Origin of the sequence: Nonomuraea maheshkhaliensis, assembly GCF_039529435.1 — a bacterium.
GTDB classification, from domain to species: domain Bacteria; phylum Actinomycetota; class Actinomycetes; order Streptosporangiales; family Streptosporangiaceae; genus Nonomuraea; species Nonomuraea maheshkhaliensis.
On record NZ_BAAAMU010000007.1, the window covers coordinates 35,345 to 54,304 of the forward strand.

The window sequence follows — 18,960 nt, forward strand, 5'->3', positions numbered from 1 at the left end:
ACCTGTCGCTACGCTGTGTCTACGCACCCCCAAGTGACCGCACTCCACCCCGGCCGGGAGGAGATCTGCGCTTTGCCCGACTCACTGATCCGCGGGGGCACGACCACGTCGGCCGTGCTGCTCGCCACCACGCCCGCGTGCAGGCTCTCCAGCGGTGACGGCACCCTGCTCGACCGCCTCCACGACCAGCTCGCCGTGCTGCCCGTCCGCGACGTCCTGGTGGTGAGCGCCGGCGGCGGCCTCGGGGCCGACCTGCGCGGCGTCGCCAAGATCGCGCGCACCACCACCGGCACGGTGGCCGTGCTCCCCGCCGACCTGGTGGCCCACACCGAGGCGCTCGCGCTGCTGCTCGAACACCCCTCCCGCGACACCGCCGCGCTCATCGCCCACGACGTGGTCACCTCGCCGCTGCGGCCTCCCGTACGCGTCGAGGGCGGCAAGGTCGTCGCCGCGGGCAGCTCGTTCCACCTCGTGCCTGAGGCCAACGCCACGTTCAGAGGCGTGCTGCAGGCCGGCGAGGCCGACCTGACCTCGCTCGCCGACATCGCGGAAGAGCTGGCCGAGCTGTCAGAGGCGGGCAAGCTCGGCCCCGTCACCGCGGTCGAGGCCGTCGATCTGCTGCTGGTCGGCCTGGTCAGATCGGGCGTCGGCGTGCGCGCCGCGGCGATCGGGCCGCTGCACGCCGAGCGGGTGAGCGGCCAGAACGCCGCCGACGCCGCCGTCGTCAGGCTGTCGGAGGTGGACGAGGAGCAGGTCAGGCTCGACACCTCCGTCAAGGACGACGACGGTTTCCTCGCCACGTTCCTCGTCTCGTCCTGGACCCGCCACCTGGTCAGACCGGCGGTCCGGCTCAAGCTCGCGCCCAACACCGTCACCGGCGTCTCGGCCGGGCTGGCCCTGCTCGCGGCTGTCTGGTTCTCCGCCGGCACGCAGGGCGGGCGGCTGGCCGGCGCGGTGCTGCTCTACCTGTCGTTCGCGCTCGACTGCCTCGACGGGCAGCTCGCCCGCTACACCCGCACGTTCTCCCCGCTCGGCGCGTGGGCCGACGGCATGTCCGACCGGCTCAAGGAATACGTCGTCTACGTCGGCCTGGCCTTCGGCTTCGCCGGTCCCGGGATCTGGCCGCTGGCCGTGGGCGCCATGATCCTCCAGGTCGTCAGGCACGCCATCGACGCCACGTACGCCGGAGCCCTCGCCGACGCGGCCAAGGTCGGCGCCATGTGGGGCAGGCCCGCGCGCTCCCTGATGGAGTCGCACGACGTCCGCCGCGACCACGGGGGCGTGCTGAAGCTCGCCCAGAGGCTCGAACGCGGCACGGTCGCGCGCTGGCTGAAGAAGATCGTCGTCCTGCCCATCGGGGAGCGCATGGCGCTGATCGCCGTCACCGCCGCCGGCTGGAACGCGCGCGTCACGTTCCTGTCCCTGCTCTGCTGGGGCGGCGTCGCGGCCCTCTATCAGCTCGCCGGACGGATCGCGAGGTCGGCACGATGACGACGGTTCACCTGACCCCCGTACCCAACAGCGCGGTCGTCGCCTACCGCGACGACGGGCCGCTCTCGCGCGCCATGGGCCTGCTCGTGGCCGGGCAGCTCCCGCCGCTGCCTCCGGTGCTCGCCGGCACGTTCGTCACGGGCATGCTGCTGCTGATCGGCGTGGCCGGCTCCGACGGGCTGGCCGTCTTCGCGCCCGCCGTGACGCTGCTGCTGGCCGGGCCGGGCAGCACCCACCCGCACGACGGCCGCTTCGACTGGCTCGTGCCGCCGATCCTGCGCCTCGTCGAGTACGCCTTCATCGCCGCGGTCGGCTTCGCCCACCGGCTGAACCCCGTACTGATCTTCCTTCTGCTCGGCGCGCTCGCCTTCCACCATTACGATCTGGTCTACCGGCTGCGCCAGCGCGTCTACCCGCCGCCGTGGCTGGCCACCCTCGGGCTCGGCTGGGACGGGCGGATGATGGTGGTCTCGCTGACCGCTCTTTCAGGGTGGCTGACCGGCGGCTATGTGGTGCTCGCGGTCTATCTGTGGGCCCTGTTCGGCTGGGAGAGCCTGACCTGCTGGCTCGCCGCCCCGGTGTCCGGGGCCGAAACGGCCGATACGGGAACGCAAGACTAACGCCGGATTACCCGCACGGGGTGCAAAGACGAATACTCTTTGGGCCTATGGTGGGACGCTCGCGGACGTCCGCGTAACGCTCCGCGAATCCGAACAGACCTGCTCGACTGAGGAGTGCACGTTGCTGGGAATGGTTCTGGCCGCTGGAGCCGGACGACGCCTGCGGCCGTACACCGACACGCTGCCCAAGGCGCTCGTGCCGGTCGACGGCGAAACCACGATCATGGACATCTCGCTGCGCAATCTCGCCGAGGTGGGCCTGCGGGAGGTCGTGGTCGTCGTCGGTTACGCGGCCCAGGCCGTACACGAGCGCAAGGACGCCCTGGAGGAGCGGCACGGCGTCAAGCTCACCCTCGTGCACAACGACAAGGCCGAGGAGTGGAACAACGCCTACTCCCTGTGGTGCGCCCGCGACTACTTCGCCCAGGGCGTGCTCCTGGTCAACGGCGACACCGTGCACCCGGTCTCGGTCGAGAAGACGCTGCTGTCGGCCCCCGAGGCGAGCGACGTCCTGCTCGCCGTCGACGACGTCAAGAAGCTGGCCGACGAGGAGATGAAGGTGACGCTCTCGCCCGAGGGCTCGCTGCGCCGCATCACCAAGCTGATGGACCCGGCCGAGGCCTACGGCGAGTACATCGGGGCCACCCTGATCAGGCCCGGCGCGGCCGACCGGCTGGCCGACGCGCTCAAGACCACGTTCGAGCGCGACCCCCAGCTCTACTACGAGGACGGCTACCAGGAGATGGTCGACCGTGGCGAGACCATCAACGCCGCGCCCATCGGCGAGGTCGACTGGGTCGAGGTGGACAACCACGACGACCTGGCCAAGGCCCGCACCATAGCCGTTCGCTACTGAGGGGGCGCGCATGCCGCTTCTCGCGAGGATGTTGCCGGCGCCGCTGACCATGGACGTCAGGCGGGGCGCGGTGGCTGAGCTCGGCGCGCTGCTGGCCGACAGCCGCGTGGCCACCTCCGGCCGGGTGGCCGTGGCCGTCGGCCGCGGCCAGGGCGACCACATCGAGAGCCTGATCGCGCCCACGCTGGGCGAGGCCGAGGTGTTCCGGGTGGCAGACGGGTCGGTCGACGCGGCCGTCTCGCTCGGCGCCGACCTGCGCAAGGGCGCCTACGAGGTCGTGGTGGGCGTCGGCGGTGGCAAGACGATCGACGCCACCAAATACGCCGCGTCGCTGGCCGGCATCCCGATGGTGGCCGTGGCCACCAACCTGTCCCACGACGGCATCTGCTCGCCCACCGCCTCCCTGATCTACGAGGGCGGCAAGGGCACGTTCGGCGTGCCGATGCCGCTGGCCATCCTGGTCGACCTCGACTTCGTGCACAACGCGCCCCAGGCGCTGGTGCGCGCGGGCGTGGGCGACGTGGTCAGCAACCTGTCGGCCATCGAGGACTGGCAGCTCGGCAACGTCGAGCGCGGCGAGCCCATCGACGGGCTGGCCTGCTCGATGTCCCGCACCGCCGCCGAGGCGCTCATCGGGCGGACCGACTCCATCGAGTCCGACGCGTTCCTGACCGTGCTGGCCGAATCGCTGATCCTGTCCGGCATGTCGATGGTCGTGGCCGGGTCGTCCCGGCCCGCGAGCGGCGGAGACCATGAGATCCTTCATGCCGTGGATCAGCTCTTTCCCGGCACCTCCAACCACGGCGAGCTCGCCGGGATCGGTGCCGCCTTCTGCTTCTTCCTCAGGGAGGACGAGGCCCGCGTCAAGCAGGTCGTCGACTGCCTGCGCAAGCACGAGCTGCCCGTCGTCCCCGGTGACATCGGGCTGAGCGCCGAGCAGTTCGCCGAGGTCGTGGCGCTGGCCCCGGCCACCCGTCCCGGCCGTTACACGATCCTGGAGCACCTGCGCATGCAGGACTCCGAGATCCGCGATCGGGTGGGGGACTATGTCCGGGCCTTCGGTAGCTGAGCTCCGGCAGGTGGCCCAGCCACCCGGCCACCTGGAGCGCAGAAACGGCGAACACTGGGCCGGCGTCCTCTACATGCGCCGCCTGTCCATCTACGTGACCTGGATGATGACCAAGACCTCGGTCACGCCCAACCAGCTCACCTGGATCATGACGGTCGCGGGCGTCGCGGCCGGGTTCGTGCTGGCGCTGCCCGGGCTGTGGGCGGCCGTGCTCGCCGCCCTGCTGATCCAGGTCTACCTGCTGCTCGACTGCTCCGACGGCGAGCTGGCCCGCTGGATGGGCAAGACCTCCCTGGCCGGCGTCTACCTCGACCGCGTCGGCGCGTACTTCGCCGAGGCGGCCGTGCTGGCCGGGCTGGGCTGGCGCGCCTCCGAGGTGCTGCCCGACTGGTACACCGTGTTCGGCTTCGCCGCCGCGCTCGGCGCCATCCTGATCAAGGCCGAGAGCGACCTGGTGGAGGTGGCCAGGGCCAAGGGCGGGCTGGGCGCCGCGACCGAGGCGGCGGCGGTGCAGTTCAGGTCGGGGCTGCTGGGGCTGGGCCGGCGGGTGCTGGCGGCGACGCGGTTCCACCGCATCATGCAGCCCATCGAGCTGTCCCTGCTCGCGCTGGCGACCGCGGTCATCGACGTGTTCGCCGGGAATCTCACCGCCACCCGGGTGCTCGTCGTGGCCTGCCTGCTGGCGGCGGCGGTGCAGACCGTACTGCATCTGATCAGCATCATGGCATCGAGAAGACTTGCTTGATCTCTGTCGGAACCGGAGGCGCCCCTCGTCCGTCGTATTGATCGGACGTCCGCCGTTCGGTGGGGGTTCACTGCCGGTTCCGATACGCTTAGCTTCACCATCCAGACCATGCAAACCCAGCAGACTCGGTGATCATGAAAGAATGCTCCGCTCGTGCTCTCAACGCGTCAGGACGATGATTCGTTGAAGATCTCGTGCGTCATCCTCACCATGGGCAACCGGGTCGCGGAGCTGAACCGGGCGGTCGAGTCCGCGCTCAACCAGGTCGACGGCGACGTCGAAGTGGTGATCGTGGGCAACGGCGCCGACGTGCCCGCGGTGTCGGCGACGCCACCCGAGGGGTCGGCCGCGGTCGTGAAAACGATCCGGCTCGACCAGAACACGGGCATTCCCGCCGGCCGTAATCGCGGTGTGGAGGAGTGCTCGGGAGACGTCGTGCTCTTTCTCGACGACGACGGCTGGTATGCCAGCCAGAAGGTCGTCGCGCACGTGCGCGACCGTTTCGCCACCGAGCCCGACCTGGCGGTGATCTCCTTCCGGATCATGGATCCTGACGGCGGCATCGGCCAGCGCCGCCATGTCCCGCGGCTGCGTTCGGGCGACCCGCAGCGCTCCTCGCCGGTGACCACCTTCCTGGGCGGCGCGTCGGCGATCAGACGTTCGGCCTTCCTCCAGGTGGGCGGTCTTCCCGAGCGGTTCTTCTACGCTCACGAGGAGACCGACCTGGCCTGGCGGCTGCTGGGCGAGGGTTACCGGATCGAGTACGACGCCGAGACGGTGATGTACCACCCCCAGGTGCCCCCGACCCGGCACGCCGAGTTCCACCGGCTCAACGCGCGCAACCGGGTCTGGCTGGCCCGGCGCAACCTGCCGTGGCCGCTGGCGCTGCTCTACCTGACCAACTGGGTCGTGCTGACCGTCATCCGCGAGCGCGGCGCCTCCGCGGCGCTCAAGGCGTGGTTCGCCGGCTTCTTCGAGGGCCTGCGCACGCCCGCAGGCGAGCGCCGGCCGATGGCGTGGCGGACCGCGTGGCGCATGGTCAAGCTGGGCCGCCCGCCGATCGTCTGAGCCACCCCGTCGTGCCGCGTCGTCGCGGCACAGCGCGGTCGCGGCGCGGTCGCGGCGCGGTGGCGAGTCCCGGGCGGCGGGTCAGGTCGTCGCGGCGTCCTCGAAGCTCATCGCGGCGTGCGAGACGGTCGTGCTGAACATGGCCCGCTTGGGCAGCCCCAGCTCGCTCAGCTCCTTGGCGATGGAGTGGTTGCCCAGGCGGATCAGCGCGCCGCCGGGGCGGATCCTCGCGCCGCGGGCGCGTACGGACCAGGGGACGCGCCGGGTGACGCCGTCGCGGTGCGTGAAGGCGTCGAGCGGCGCCATGGCGCCGCCGGCCGGCACGGGCAGGCCCGGCTTGACCAGCATGTCGAGCACGAGCCGGCCGTCCTTGCGCAGGATGCACCTCTTGTACGGCGAGGCCAGCCGCAACTCGATGTCGGCCAGCTCCTTGGGAAAGCCCCACAACGTCCGCCCGGCCTCCAGCGTGAACCGCTGGTCCACCGGCAGCCAGTGCACGAAGATCCCGGCCTGGCGCAGGTCACGGAGCCCCGTGGAGCCCGGCTGCCCGGGCGGGCGGACCAGGAAGGCCATGCCGAACTCGTGGTAGGTGTCGAGATCACCGTCGCGGTAGTCCACGAACACGAGCACGCAGACGGCCTTGCCGGGCAGGACCTCGGCCACGTCTAGGCCGGAGTACGCGATCACCGCCCTGGCGGCGTCGGCACGCACCGGGTAGAAGGCGCTGCACACCTCGGCGTCCCTCACCCGCACAGGCATGCCCACCGTCCGGCCTTGGATCAGATGCGATGCCATGGACCCAGTACATCAACCGGCGGCCCGTGTGGCCATTCCCGGCCCGGTGTCGTCCAGGTGCGATGTCCATGGTCCCCCTGGCGACCAGGCAGCGGGCTCGCGCGCGGTGACGCGGTGACACGGCGAGAACGTGCGCGGGCCGGCTGGGCGGGCGGTGGTCACACGGCGAGGGCGTGCGTCGGGATCCCGGCCCAGGACTCGGCGCGGCGGACGAAGGCGGCGGCGTGGTCGGGCCAGTGGTGGCGCAGCCGGGCCCGCGCGTGCCCCAGCGTGCCCAGCTCGGCCCGGCGCGCCGGGTCCTCCTTCAGGTCCAGTACGGCGTTCAGCACCGCGTCCACGTTCAGCGGCACCACCAGCCCGCAGCCGGCCTCCTCGACCAGCGAGGCGCCCTGCGGGGTGGTGATCACGGGCAGGCCCCGGCCCATGTAGTCCATGATCTTGGTGGGCAGCGCCCTGACCGTGTCGTCGGCCAGGGACAGGCCGGCCAGCGCGCCCTCGGCCATGCGCAGGGCGTGGCGGTTGGGCACGTACCCGAACCAGTCGAGCAGCCCGACCCGCTGCGCGTCCCGCAGCAGCGGCCGCACCTCGCGGGCCGCACCGCCGATCAGGTCCAGCCTGATGCCGTGCGGGATCAGCCGCTCGGCCAAGCCGATCAGCTCGGTCACACCGCGTTCCGCGGACAGGCGGCCGAGGTGGACGACCCTCGTGTCACCCGGTGGCGGCGGGCTCGCGGCCACCAGGGTCGCCTCGGGGACCTCGGCGGGCGTGATCAGCCGGTGCCGCCGCCCGGCACGGGCCAGTTGCCTGGGGGTGACCTGCTCGCGCACGTCCCAGACGACCGGAGGACGGCGGTGGGGCAGCGCGCGCAGCAGCCGGTGGTCGTGCACGAGCAGCAGGTCCGCGCCCCGCACGCCGCGTCTGAGCGCGCCGCGGGCCCGGCTGTAAGAGGCCTGGCGCGGCACGTCCACCGCGGTCAGCCCCATGGCGGGGGTCACGTTGAAATAGCTGAAAGGAGCGACGTAGGTCACCTCGTGGCCCGCGTCGAGCAGCGCCCTGATCTGCCGGTGCATGATCCGGGCGTCCTCGGGATGATGGACGGTGGTGGCGACACATGCGCGCATGTGTCGATGCTCCGCGCCTCCCAAATCGGAGACGTTAATGCGGAAGGAACGGCCGCTTAACTTCGGGAGGGACGGCGATAGAGCCAGACCAGCCGGGGCTCAAGCACCCACTTGAAGACCGTACGGGTCTCCGGCAGGCACAGGATGATGGCCAGCGCGAAGCAGCTCGTGCTGATCGCCAGCACGCCCAGCGGCCCGTGCAGCCACGGGAACTCCAGCCAGCCCATCTCCTTGGCGATCAGCACCGGGATGCCGTGGAGCAGGTAGCAGTAGAGCGTGCGGGTGCCGAGGTCGGTGTACCAGGTCTCACGCCTGGGCACCAGCGCCAGCACGGCGAAGCACATGGCCAGGGCGCACACGAGCAGCCCGAGGCGCAGGCCGATGCCCATGTACCAGGACAGGTCGAGGTCCTGGTAGCTGTTCTTGTAGTAGAACGGGCCGAGCTTGGCCATCGGCGCGATGAGGATCGCCACCGCCGCCGCGCAGAGCACGGTGACGACCGAGACGATCTTGATCCAGCGGCGGTTGAGCAGCTCGAAGTGCTCGGGCTGCAGGACCAGGCCGATGACGAAGAACGGCAGCAGGCCGAAGAAGCGGTCCATGCTGAAGTCGCCGGAGATCTGGGAGAACCCGGCGAACAGGTAGATCGCGATGGCCACCGGCACCGGGTACTTCATCCGCTTCCACACCGGGGTGGACAGCCGCCAGAACAGCAGCGCCAGCAGATACCAGTTGAGCCACGCCGGGTCGATGATGGTCAGGCTCCACTTCTGCCCGAGGGAGAAGCGCAGCGCCGCGTAGCCGACCTCGACGATCACGTAGGGGACGAGGAACGTGTCGACCAGTTTGTTGGTCTTCGCGTTGGAGTTCCAGAAGTTGCGCGACAGGTAACCGCTGATCACCACGAACAGCGGCATGTGGAAGACGTAGATGAAGATGTAGAGCGCCCTGGCCGAGTCGGCGGCCAGGGTCGGCACCAGCGAGTGGCCGATCGGCACCAGCGCGATCAGGATGAACTTGACGTTGTCGAGGAACGGATCGCGCTTGCGCGGCTTCGGCTGCTCGGGCTGGGGGCGCGGCTCCGGCCGCTCCTGACGCTTCGCGCCGGACTCCGCGGCCTGGACCTGAGCGGGAGCCTGGGTGGGGGCCTGGGTGGGGGCCTTCGCCTGCACCGGGGGCACCGCCGCCTGCGGCGCGGTGCGCTCGCCCGGGGCGACTCCGTGGGGGTCGGTGGCCTCGCTCCAGAAGGTCTCCTCGGGAAGCGGCCACCGGGCCCCCGTGTCTGCGGGGCCCTCCTCTGGGCTCCGCGGGGGCGTGACCGGTCGGGAGGATCTGGTCTCAGACACTAGGGGAGTCGCTCAGCTTCGCTCGGGTCCGGGGAACACGACGGCAACACGACCAGGAAAACCCTTGCGGCTCCGTGTCGCGCTGCGTCGCCGACCCGAAACAGACTATCCCGCACTCGTGGGTCCTGTCTCACGCAGCGGCCCAGATCGTCCCGTTACACAGGGAACTTTGAGGCTCAGGTGCAGACGTTCTTCTGCTCGGAGGCGGTGATGGTGCTGTTGTTGACGCTGTCGGGCAGCTTGGTCACCTTGACCGACTCGAAGTCCTCGCCGACCACCAGCTGGATCACCGGGGTGCCCTTCTTCGGGCCGGCTCCCGCCGTGGTGGCGGGGTTCGCGGTGGTGTACGGCTGCGCGTTCGTCGCCGCCACCTTGCCCGACGCGGCCTGCGGCTTGGGCAGCACCGAGGCGCCCAGCGCCACGGCGTGGTCGGCCGCCGTCTCGACCGTCTTGGCGTAGTGGATCTCGCTCTTCGGCAGGCTCACGCCGCCCGGCGCTTCGAAGTTGCCCAGCCCGACGACGTTGAAGCCCTGCTTGGCCAGCTCGTCGGCGACCTCGCGGGCCTTGCCCACGGTCTTGGTGCCGTTGAGCACCTGGACCTTCACCTGCTCGGGCTTGATCGCGACCTTGGGCTTGGCGCTCGTGGTGGCGGTGGGCGCGGGGACGGGCTCGGTGTCGGTCTTGATCGAGGTGAACAGCTCGGTGGCGTCCGGCTCCTTCCAGACCACCCGGTTCGGGTCGTCGGGGGCGGGACCCCAGGGCACCGTGGTGAACTTGACGCCGCCGGCGGTCATCTCCTTGGCGCTCATCGCGATCTGGATGAGCTGCTCGGTGTCGTTGGCCAGCTCGGGGTCCATGGTGACCGAGCCGGCCGCCGCCGCGATGAAGCCTCTGAGCCGGCCCACGTCGGTGAGCAGGTCGCTGCTGGTCGCCTTGGCCACGACCTTGCTCAGGAAGATCTGCTGCCGCTTGATGCGCTGGATGTCGCTGCCGTCGCCGTATTTGCGCAGGCGTACGTAGCCCAGCGCCTTCTCGCCGTTGAGCAGGCTCTTGCCGGCCGGCAGCACCAGTTTGGAGGCCCTGTCGTTGACGCCCGACTTCAGGCAGATCTCGATGCCGCCGAGCGCGTCCACGATGTTCTTGAAGCCGCTGAAGTCGACCTCGACGAAGTGGTTGACCCGGATGCCGGTCAGCGTCTCGATGGTGGAGATCGTGCAGGCGATGCCGCCCGAGTTGTACGCCGAGTTGATCATGTCCCGGCGCGGCGCCATCTCCTGCTTGGTGGCCTCGTTCTTGCATTTGGGGATCTGCACCAGGGAGTCGCGCGGGAAGCTGATCAGCCGTGCCTTGTCCCGGCCCGGGGAGATGTGCATGAGGATGATCGTGTCGGTGCGCTTGCCGCCGGCGTCGGCCGTGCGGGCCAGCTGCTGGCCGTAGCGCGCGTTGCCCTTGCCCGCCCGGGTGTCGGAGCCGACGAGCAGCACGTTGAGCGCGCCCGTGTCCGGAGGGCGGGGGTTGATGATGTCTTCCTTGACGCTCTTCTCGTTGATGTTGCCGAAGGCGTCGCGGTAGAGGGTGTACGCCGTCAGCGTGCCCGCCACCATCACCGAGGTCAGGCCGATGCTGACCCAGGCCAGCACGCGCATCTTGGTCTGGCCGTTGCCGGAGCCGCCCGAGCGGTGCCCGTGGGAGTGCCGCGGGTCCGGTGGCGGCGGGGGCGGCGGCGCGTCGGCGGCCGCCCGGCGGGCCATCCGGCTGCCCGGCTGCGTCGGGGCACCTCGGCGGTCGTGCACGGGATCGACTACCGGCGGCACGCCTCTGTAGTCACTCATACGCCCCCTAGCCTCACTCCTTGCGCCGCCGGCTTGGTCGCTCCGCGCCACGAGACTAGGTCACGTACGGCGTGCCACGTGCCCGATCGTGCGGAACGGCCCGTGACCCGGGTGTGATGTTTCCGCGGCACAGCATACTCAGAGCCGGACATTGGGTGGAATATCATCGCCAAACTCTTTCCTGCCACCGATCCGTCCTCGGTCGTCAGGCTCGGTGGTCAGGCCCGAGGCTTCGACTTGATGCTCAGGGCGGCCGCCAGGCAGGCCAGGGGCACGGCCGGCAGCACGTACCGGTAGTCGAACTCGGCCGCCGCGGCCGGAGTGACCAGCAGCACCACGGCCACCGACCAGGACACCGCCCAGGCGGGCGCGCCCGCCTGCTTCGTGCCGGGACGCCTGCTCCGGCGCCGGCGGACGATCGCCGCGACCGGCGGCACCAGCAGGATCCCCAGGAGCACCGGGCCGGGCAGCCGCACCAGACTCTGGTAGGCCCGCAGCCATCCGGCGTAGGGCTCGACGATCTCCGTACCGATCGCACCCTGCTCGTAGAGCTTGGCATACTCGGCGCCGACCTGCGCGGGATAGCGCCCAGGTGGTCCGGGAGGGGCCACCGGGAACTGGTAGTAGGCGTAGATCTCGGGATCGGGGTAGACCGGGCGATCCCAGGTGAACGTGCGGCCCAGCTCGGTCAGCACCGAGGCGGCGTAGTCGAGCGGCTGACTGGTGATCGCCAGCGTCGCGAACCTGGCCGCCAGGTCGTCGTTCTCCTTCGTGAACGTGATGCCCGGCCGCAGGACGAGCGGGGAGTCCTTGGCCCAGATGTACTCCTGCGACGGGGGCCGCCGCTCCGGCGGGCGCGGGTCGCACAGGACCGCCAGGTCGGGCGGGGGGTCCATCTTGGCGCAGTCGGCGAAGGACATCGTGCGGGCGTACAGGAAGACGCCGTTCGCGCCGATCAGGCCGGTCCGCTGGTAGGTGGCGTGGAACCAGGCGCCGTACGCGATGATCGGCACCAGCGCGGCGGCCAGCAGCACGGCGGCCGGCCTGAACCGCCGGCGCAGCACGAACCAGGCGGCCACCACCACGATGAGCGGCTGGCCGACGGTCCTGGTGAGCGTGGCGGCGGCCAGCAGCAGCCCGATCGCCACCACCGTGCCGGTCGCCGGGGTGGACCGCCTCGTGGTGCACAGCACCACGGCGGTCACGACCAGGAACATGAACAGCGTGTCCGAGACGAGCAGGTGCTCCAGCTCGATCTGGTACGCGTCCAGCAGCACCGGCGCCGTGGCCAGCGTCCTCGCCCAGCGCGGGGCCCTGCGTGCCGCCCGGTAGATCAGCACGCCGGCGGCCAGGCCGAGCAGGTGCTGCACCACCGTGACGGCGGCGAAGGCGTGCAGCGGCTCAAGGAGCTTGAGGAACATCGAGTAGCCGGCCGGGCGCACCAGGTCGGGGCGGGGCCTGAAGACCGTGACGACGTAGGTGTAGGTGTCGGGGAACCACAGGGCGGGCCGGTAACCCAGCATGGCCAGCGCGCGCAGGGCGGCGCCGAGGGCGAGCACCGCCAGGAACCAGCCGTGCCTTCGCGCCCAGGGCTTCGGGTCGCGCGGCAGGCGGTGGCCGCGGCCGGTCTTCGCGGGCTCGGCGTCACGAGCCTCCGACATCACCCGCACGTTCCTCCCGCTCCTCCGGCGCGCGCCTGACCGCAGGGCCACGTGCCCGCTGGTCGCGTGGTCCGTACGCTACCCGGGATCGGGGCGGACTCGTGCCGCCTGAGCGGCCCGTGCGGTGGGCGCGGACGGTGCCACCTGGGGGTTCGCGGGGCGGGGGCAAGATCGGCGGGTGCCGTGCGCACGGGGTGTGCCGGGTTGGATACGCTCGCTCAGCCATGGAAGTCGATCGACCCGGCCGGGTGCTCGCCGCGCTGTCCGTACTGCCCGCACTGGCCGTGGCGGGCTGGCAGCTAGCGGGCCTGCCGCTGCTGCTGCTCGGCCGGGTCACGCCGCCGCTCGCCACGCTGCTCGGCGTGCCCGCGGCGGCGCTGCTGTGCTGGGCGGGCACACGAGGGCTCGGCCGCCGCACGGAAGCACGGAAGCCGGGCGACGCGAACGACGGGGACGCGTCGCGGCCGGGTGGCGCGAAGGGCGGGGACGCGTCGCGGCCGGGCGGTGCCACGGCCGGGGAGGCCGGTTCGGCGGCCACCTGGTGGCAGGTGGGCGGGGTCGCGGCGGTGGCCGTGGCGTCCGGGGCGTTCAACGCGATCATGCACAGCGAGCAGCTCGCCGTCAGGCGCGACCCGGCCACCTACGCCCAGTACGCCGCCTGGATCGCCGGCCACGGCTCCCTGCCCATCCCTGCCCAGGCCGGGGCGTTCGGCGGCCCCGACCCGGAGCTGATCTTCGAGAGCGTCGGCTTCTACGCCGAGAACGGCGCCGTGGTGCCGCAGTTCATGCCGGGCCCGCCGCTGCTGTTCGCGATCGGGAACTGGCTCGGGACGCCGTTCCTGATCCCGGCCGTGCTGGGCGCGCTGGCCGTGCTGACGCTGGCCGGGGTGGTGGCGCGGCTGTCGGGCGCGCGCTGGGCGGTGCTCGCGGCGCTCGCGTTCGCCGTGAGCCTGCCGATCCTCTACACCTCGCGCACCACGTTCAGCGAGATCCCGTCGCTGATCCTGCTGTTCGGCGGGCTCGCGTTGACGTACGACGCGCTCGCCCGCCCGGCCTGGTGGAAGGGGTTGCCGGCCGGGCTGGCGTTCGGGCTGGCGGTGCTGGTCAGGGTGGACGGGCTGCGCGACGTGCTGCCGGTGCTGGCGTTCGCGGGGCTGCTGATCGCGATGCGGCGGCGCGGCAGGCCGCAGGGGGTGGTGGGGCCGGGGCTGCTGGCGGGGCTGATCGCCGGGGCCGGGATCGGGATGCTGGCGGCGTACGTACTGGCTCGCCCTTATCTTTCCTACCTGTCCGGGTCGGTGCGGCCGCTGCTGCTCATCTGCGCGGGCGTGCTCGTGCTGATCGCGGCCGGCACGGCCGCCGCGCCGGCGCTGGCCGGGATCCGGCTGCCGTCGTGGGCGCCGCCGGCGGGCGCGGGGCTGGTGCTGCTGCTGATGGCGCTCCTGTACGCCCGCCCCTGGTACCAGACCGTGACCCGCGTGCCGGCCAACCCCGACGACGTGCGCACGTTCGAGATGATCCAGCAGATCCAGCGCGCGAACGGCATGCCGCTCGACGGCACCCGGCTCTACTTCGAGAGCTCCCTGCACTGGGTCGTCTGGTACCTCGGCGCCCCCGTCGTGCTGCTGGCCACGCTCGGCGCCGCCCTGCTGGTGCGCAAGCTGCTGCGTGACGGCGCGCCGTTCGAGTGGCTGCTGCCGCTCGCGATCGTGGGCTGGACGACCGTCACGACGCTGCTGCGCCCCGAGATCACCCCCGACCATCCGTGGGCCGCGCGCCGCCTGGTCCCGATCGTCATCCCCGGGATGATCCTGCTCGCCACGTACGGGCTGGCCCGGCTGCACGTCCTCGCGGACCGGCACGGGCCGCTGGTGCGCAAGTGGGGGGCGGTGCTGACCGTGGTGCTCGTGCTCGTGCCGCCGGCCGTGACCTCGATCGGCACCGCGTTCACCCCGGTCGAGCGGGGCGAGGCGGCGGCGGTCGAGGCGATGTGCGCGCGGATCCCGCGCGACGCCTCCGTGCTGATCGTGGAGCGGGTCACCGCCGATCGGTTCACCCAGGTCGTCCGCGGCATGTGCGGCCTGCCCGCGGCGCAGGTGTCCAGGCCGGACCAGGGCCAGACCGCACCGCCCGAGCAGGTGCGCAGGCTGGCCGAGCGGGTGCGGGCGGCGGGGCGCGTGCCGGTCGTGCTGGGGGCCGAGCAGGGCCAGGTCTCCCCGTACGGGACCGCCACGCAGATCCTCGGCCTGGTCACCCGCCAGGACGAACGCTCACTCGTGGACGCCCCGAACGCCACGTGGTCCCTGCGGATGAACGTGTGGATGGCCGTCGCCTGATCGCATGGTCCAGACTGGAAGTTGTCCCGAATCAGGAGCTCCCGGTAGGCCGATGTGGACTCGCCTTTCGGCTGGGCAGAGTAACCTCGACCCCCGTGAGCACGCTTGAGACCCCCAAGAGTGGAATTGCCGTGGAAGAAGCGCCGTACGTCACGATCGTCCTGCCCTGCTACAACGAGCAGGATCACGTCATCGACGAGGTGGAGCGCATCACCAAGGCGATGGACTCTAGCGGCTACACCTACGAGCTGGTCGCCGTGGACGACTGCTCGACCGACGACACGCTGGCCAAGCTGAAGCAGGCCGCGCCCGACTACCCCCACCTGCGCATCCGCGCCTTCCACCGCAACGGCGGCGCCGGCACCGTGCGGCGCATCGGCTCGCAGGAGGCCAGGGGCGAGATCGTCGTCTGGACCGACGCCGACATGTCCTACGCCAACGAGCGCATCCCCGAGCTGGTGCAGATCCTGGAGAAGGACGCCGCCATCGACATGGTCGTCGGCGCCCGCACCAGCGAGGAGGGCTCGCACAAGCTGCTGCGCGTGCCCGCCAAGTTCGTGATCCGCAAGGTGGCGGAGATGCTGGCCGGGCAGAAGATCCCCGACCTCAACTCCGGCCTGCGCGCCTTCCGCAAGTCGGTGGCCAAGCCCTACCTGCGGCTGCTGCCGCCCGGGTTCTCCTGCGTCACCACGATCACGCTGTCGTTCCTGTCCAACCAGCACGACGTCTACTACCTGCCGACCGAATACGCCAAGCGGGCCGGCAAGTCGAAGTTCAGCTTCGTCTCCGACGCCTACCGCTACATCCTCCAGGTGCTGCGGATGATCATGTACTTCAACCCGCTCAAGGTCCTCATGCCGCCGGCGTTGTGGCTGGTGGGCATCGGGTTCGTGAAGGGCGTCTGGGACATGGTCCAGCACCCGTTCTACTTCCCGGCCAACACCGTGATGATCTTCCTGTCGGGCATGCTCATCGGGTCCGTGGCGCTGCTGGCCGACCTGATCGTGCGCTCGCGGGGAGAGTGACGTTGCGGATCGCGATCGTCGGCCCGACATATCCGTACAAGGGGGGCGGGGCGCAGCACACGACCGAGCTGGCGCACCGCCTCGCGGCGCTGGGCCACGACGTGGTGATCGAGTCGTGGCGGGCGCAATACCCGTCCTTCCTCTATCCGGGGCAGCAGACGATCTCCGCGCCCGAGGGCACGCCTTACGAGAAAACCGCGCGCCGGCTCGACTGGCGGCGGCCCGACGGCTGGGTGGCGGCCGGGCGGCGGCTGCGCTCGGCCGACCTGGTGGTGCTGGCGGTGCTGAGCCCGGTGCAGGTGCCTGCTTACCTGGGCATTCTCCTCGGGATCGGGCGCAGGATCCGGACGATCGCGCTCTGCCACAACGTGCTGCCGCACGAGCGCAAGCCGTACGACCGGCCGCTGATGACGGCCCTGCTCAAGCGGGCCGACGCCGTGCTGACCCACTCCGAGCAGCAGGCGGCGCTGGCCAGAGGGCTCACCGGAAGTCCGGTCGAGGTGGCCGCGCTGCCGCCGCACCTGCCTTCGACGACCGGTGAGCGGTCGGCCGAGGTGCACCGGCGGCTGCTCTTCTTCGGCATGGTGCGGCCGTACAAGGGGCTCGACCTGCTGCTGCGGGCGTTGCCCGAGGGGATCGGGCTGACCGTCGCGGGCGAGTTCTGGGGCGGGCTCGACGAGACGAAGGCGCTGATCGCCGAGTTGGGCCTGGGCGAGCGGGTGGAGCTGCGGCCCGGCTACGTGGCGGCCGGCGACGTGCCGAAGCTGTTCGCCGCGGCCGACGCGCTCGTGCTGCCCTACCGCAGCGCCACGGCCAGCCAGAACGTCTGGCTCGCGCACGAGCACGGCGTGCCGGTGATCGCCACCCGGGTGGGGGCGCTGGCCGACCACGTCACCGACGGCGTGGACGGGCTGCTGGTCGAGCCGGGCGACGCGGAGGCGCTGCGCGCGGCCATCGAGCGGTTCTACGCCTCGGGCGAGCCAGAGAGGTTGCGGTCGGGGGTCAAGGCGGTCGATCCCGAGCCGTTCTGGTCGGCGTACGCGGGGGCGCTGCTCGGCGCCTGACGGCCCAGCAGGAACGCGATGCCCGCGGCGGCGGCGTCGGCCAGCGTGAACGCCAGCCGCGACACGATCGCCACCGCCAGCGCCGCCGGCGTGCCGATGACCGGGCCGAGCACGAGCACCAGCGCGCCCTCCCTGACCCCGACGCCGGCCGGGACCACGACCGTGAGGATGCCGGTCGCCCAGGCGAACGCGTACGCGCCGGTGGCGACGAGGTAGAGGTCGGCGCTGCCCGCGACCAGCCAGATGTGCACGCCGTAGACGAACCAGCCGAGCGCCGTCCACGCCACCGCGACCACCACCGTGCGGCCCGGCAGCACGCTCTCCAGCGGCTCCTTCCGCGCGACGCGCAACGCCAGGTTGAGGCCCCAGGTGAGCACCTTCGGATGCAGGCACACGATGATCGCCGGCACGAGCAGCACCAGGTACCACGCCTCGCGCACCGCCTCCAGCCGGCCCAGCGTGGCCGCGGCGATCGAGATCGCCACCCCCAGGTTGATCACCAGGCCGAGCGAGATCGTGGCGAACGTGCGCCGCGGCGGGCTCCCGTGGTCGCGGCCGAGGTCCATCATCGCCGCGTACGCCCACACCGCCCCCGGGATGTACTTCCCGAGCTGCCCCACGAACATGATCCGCCCGGCGATCCGCACCGGCACCCGCGTGCCGAGCCCCGCCAGGATCTCCCGCCAGGCCAGCAGCATGAGGAACTGGCCGAGCAGCACCGCCGCGAAGGCCCCGAGCACCGCCCACGGCGACATCGCGGCCAGGGCCGTGGTCGTGTCGTCCCAGTTGGCGGCCAGCCCGTAGCCGAGGAAACCCAGCGCGACCAGGGCGAGCACGATGCGCAGCAGGCGGCGGAGCATTGGCTCAGGTTACGCGTGGTTCACCAGGTATAGCCAGACGGCCACGGCGACGATCAGCACGACGGCGGCCACGGCCATCGAGATCTTGACCACGCTGTACGGCCGGTCGCCCTGCACCTCCCCGTTCGCCCCGTTGATCAGCACCTGGTACGTCTTGCCGGCGAACAGGTAGTTGCCCGCCCACACCGGCAGCAGCACCAGCTTGAACGTGACGCCGGAGTAGCTCGTGCGCACCGACGACACCCGCTGCACGTCCCCGCCGATGTCGCGGCGGCAGTCGCCCTGGATGACCTCGCCCATGATCTGCTTGGCCTGCTCGAAGCCCGCCTGCGGCTCGTGGTCGTAACGCAGGCTGTGGTGCCCGGCGAGGTAGGCGGGGTCGTACGGCAGCGCGTGCGCCAGCGGCCAGGGCTGGAGGGCGGTCAGCCGCTCGGCCGGGACCCGGTTCGTCGCCGGGGTCAGCACGTCGTCGAACCCGCGCGCCACCCTTCCCGAGGCCGGGTACCAGCGGGTTCGCCGCTCACGGCGGGTGCGCCGGTTGCCGTCCGAGTCGGTGTGGGTGGTGGTGACGTAATAGTGCTCGCCGCGTTTGCCGGTGTAGTCGGAGACCGTCTGGGCGTCGAACGTCCAGTGCGGCAGGTACGTGCTCTTCATCGTCTCCGCCTCGCTGACCTTCTTGAGGCGGTTCGGGGCGAACCAGCGGCTCTTCACCCAGGTGCGCAGCGCCTCCCGCGCGCGGCCCCGGTCCAGGGCGAACGGGAGCACCGCCTCGGGGGCGATCTGGTCGTCCCGCGCGGTGTCGGCCACCAGGTGGGTGCCGCAGAACTGGCAGGAGCGCGACAGCGCGTCGCTGTCCGTACGGGCGCCGCAGCCAGGGCAGCTGAGCTGGTGCCTGGCCAGGGCCCGGACGCGCGGCTTGGCGGTGAAGGCGTCGTAGGAGAACTCGCGTACCTGCCTGGCGGGCGCGGCGATGCGCTGCTCGGCACCGCAGTACGGGCAGCGCAGGACGGCGGTGCCGGGAGCGAACGCCACGCTCGCGCCGCAACCCTGGCAGGGACGGGCGGGGGTCTG

Annotated in this window: 16 protein-coding genes; 9 read left to right on the top strand and 7 right to left on the bottom strand. The window is 71.3% G+C overall.

The features are described 5' to 3' along the window. Positions 1-33: 33 nt before the first annotated feature. The 6 genes from ABFX54_RS07050 (at position 34) to ABFX54_RS07075 (ending at position 5,849) form a co-directional block, all read left to right on the top strand. Entirely contained in the window at positions 34-1,491 is a 1,458-nt protein-coding gene (locus tag ABFX54_RS07050; RefSeq protein ID WP_346102440.1) for a CDP-alcohol phosphatidyltransferase family protein, read from the top strand. Continuing rightward, positions 1,488-2,111 (top strand): DUF5941 domain-containing protein, encoded by a 624-nt coding sequence (locus tag ABFX54_RS07055; RefSeq protein WP_346102442.1) that lies wholly within the window; start codon positions 1,488-1,490, stop codon positions 2,109-2,111. Before ABFX54_RS07050 ends, ABFX54_RS07055 begins: the two co-directional genes overlap by 4 nt. A gap of 121 nt (positions 2,112-2,232) precedes the next feature. Next, positions 2,233-2,967 carry a phosphocholine cytidylyltransferase family protein gene (locus ABFX54_RS07060; RefSeq protein WP_346102444.1) on the top strand — a complete coding sequence of 245 codons (735 nt, stop codon included), beginning with the start codon at positions 2,233-2,235 and terminating at the stop codon, positions 2,965-2,967. 28 nt (positions 2,968-2,995) lie between these two features. Further along, entirely contained in the window at positions 2,996-4,036 is a 1,041-nt protein-coding gene (locus ABFX54_RS07065; protein WP_346102630.1) for an iron-containing alcohol dehydrogenase family protein, read from the top strand. Continuing rightward, on the top strand, positions 4,014-4,781 hold the full coding sequence (locus ABFX54_RS07070) for a CDP-alcohol phosphatidyltransferase family protein (RefSeq protein WP_346102446.1): 768 nt from the start codon (positions 4,014-4,016) through the stop codon (positions 4,779-4,781). The genes ABFX54_RS07065 and ABFX54_RS07070 overlap by 23 nt, the downstream gene beginning before the upstream one ends. 183 nt (positions 4,782-4,964) lie before the next feature. Next, on the top strand, positions 4,965-5,849 hold the full coding sequence (locus ABFX54_RS07075) for a glycosyltransferase family 2 protein (protein ID WP_346102448.1): 885 nt from the start codon (positions 4,965-4,967) through the stop codon (positions 5,847-5,849). A gap of 81 nt (positions 5,850-5,930) precedes the next feature. On the opposite strand, the gene ABFX54_RS07080 is transcribed toward ABFX54_RS07075, so the two are convergent. The 5 genes from ABFX54_RS07080 to ABFX54_RS07100 form a co-directional block, all read right to left on the bottom strand. Next, positions 5,931-6,644 carry an acetoacetate decarboxylase family protein gene (locus ABFX54_RS07080; RefSeq protein ID WP_346102450.1) on the bottom strand — a complete coding sequence of 238 codons (714 nt, stop codon included), beginning with the start codon at positions 6,642-6,644 and terminating at the stop codon, positions 5,931-5,933. Between the two features lie 158 nt (positions 6,645-6,802). Then, positions 6,803-7,765, bottom strand: a complete 963-nt coding sequence (locus ABFX54_RS07085; protein WP_346102451.1) for a glycosyltransferase — start codon at positions 7,763-7,765, stop codon at positions 6,803-6,805. 56 nt (positions 7,766-7,821) lie between these two features. Continuing rightward, entirely contained in the window at positions 7,822-9,111 is a 1,290-nt protein-coding gene (locus ABFX54_RS07090) for an acyltransferase family protein (RefSeq protein WP_346102453.1), read from the bottom strand. Positions 9,112-9,287: 176 nt separating this feature from the next. Next, complete coding sequence (locus ABFX54_RS07095) at positions 9,288-10,943, bottom strand: LCP family protein (RefSeq protein WP_346102455.1); 1,656 nt, start codon at positions 10,941-10,943, stop codon at positions 9,288-9,290. Between the two features lie 218 nt (positions 10,944-11,161). Continuing rightward, complete coding sequence (locus ABFX54_RS07100; protein ID WP_346102457.1) at positions 11,162-12,604, bottom strand: hypothetical protein; 1,443 nt, start codon at positions 12,602-12,604, stop codon at positions 11,162-11,164. 224 nt (positions 12,605-12,828) lie between these two features. Between ABFX54_RS07100 and ABFX54_RS07105 the strand changes: the two genes are divergently transcribed. The 3 genes from ABFX54_RS07105 (at position 12,829) to ABFX54_RS07115 (ending at position 17,029) form a co-directional block, all read left to right on the top strand. Next, positions 12,829-14,940, top strand: a complete 2,112-nt coding sequence (locus ABFX54_RS07105; RefSeq protein WP_346102459.1) for a glycosyltransferase family 39 protein — start codon at positions 12,829-12,831, stop codon at positions 14,938-14,940. 95 nt (positions 14,941-15,035) lie between these two features. Further along, complete coding sequence (locus tag ABFX54_RS07110) at positions 15,036-15,965, top strand: glycosyltransferase family 2 protein (RefSeq protein WP_346102460.1); 930 nt, start codon at positions 15,036-15,038, stop codon at positions 15,963-15,965. Between the two features lie 2 nt (positions 15,966-15,967). After that, positions 15,968-17,029, top strand: a complete 1,062-nt coding sequence (locus tag ABFX54_RS07115; protein ID WP_346102462.1) for a glycosyltransferase family 4 protein — start codon at positions 15,968-15,970, stop codon at positions 17,027-17,029. Here ABFX54_RS07115 and ABFX54_RS07120 read toward each other — a convergent pair. Together ABFX54_RS07120 and ABFX54_RS07125 are read right to left on the bottom strand one after the other, a co-directional pair. Next, complete coding sequence (locus tag ABFX54_RS07120; RefSeq protein ID WP_346102463.1) at positions 16,930-17,889, bottom strand: lysylphosphatidylglycerol synthase transmembrane domain-containing protein; 960 nt, start codon at positions 17,887-17,889, stop codon at positions 16,930-16,932. The genes ABFX54_RS07115 and ABFX54_RS07120 overlap by 100 nt on opposite strands. Before the next feature lie 9 nt (positions 17,890-17,898). After that, positions 17,899-18,921, bottom strand: coding sequence for a hypothetical protein (locus ABFX54_RS07125; protein WP_346102465.1), 1,023 nt, complete (start codon positions 18,919-18,921; stop codon positions 17,899-17,901). Positions 18,922-18,960: the final 39 nt, after the last annotated feature.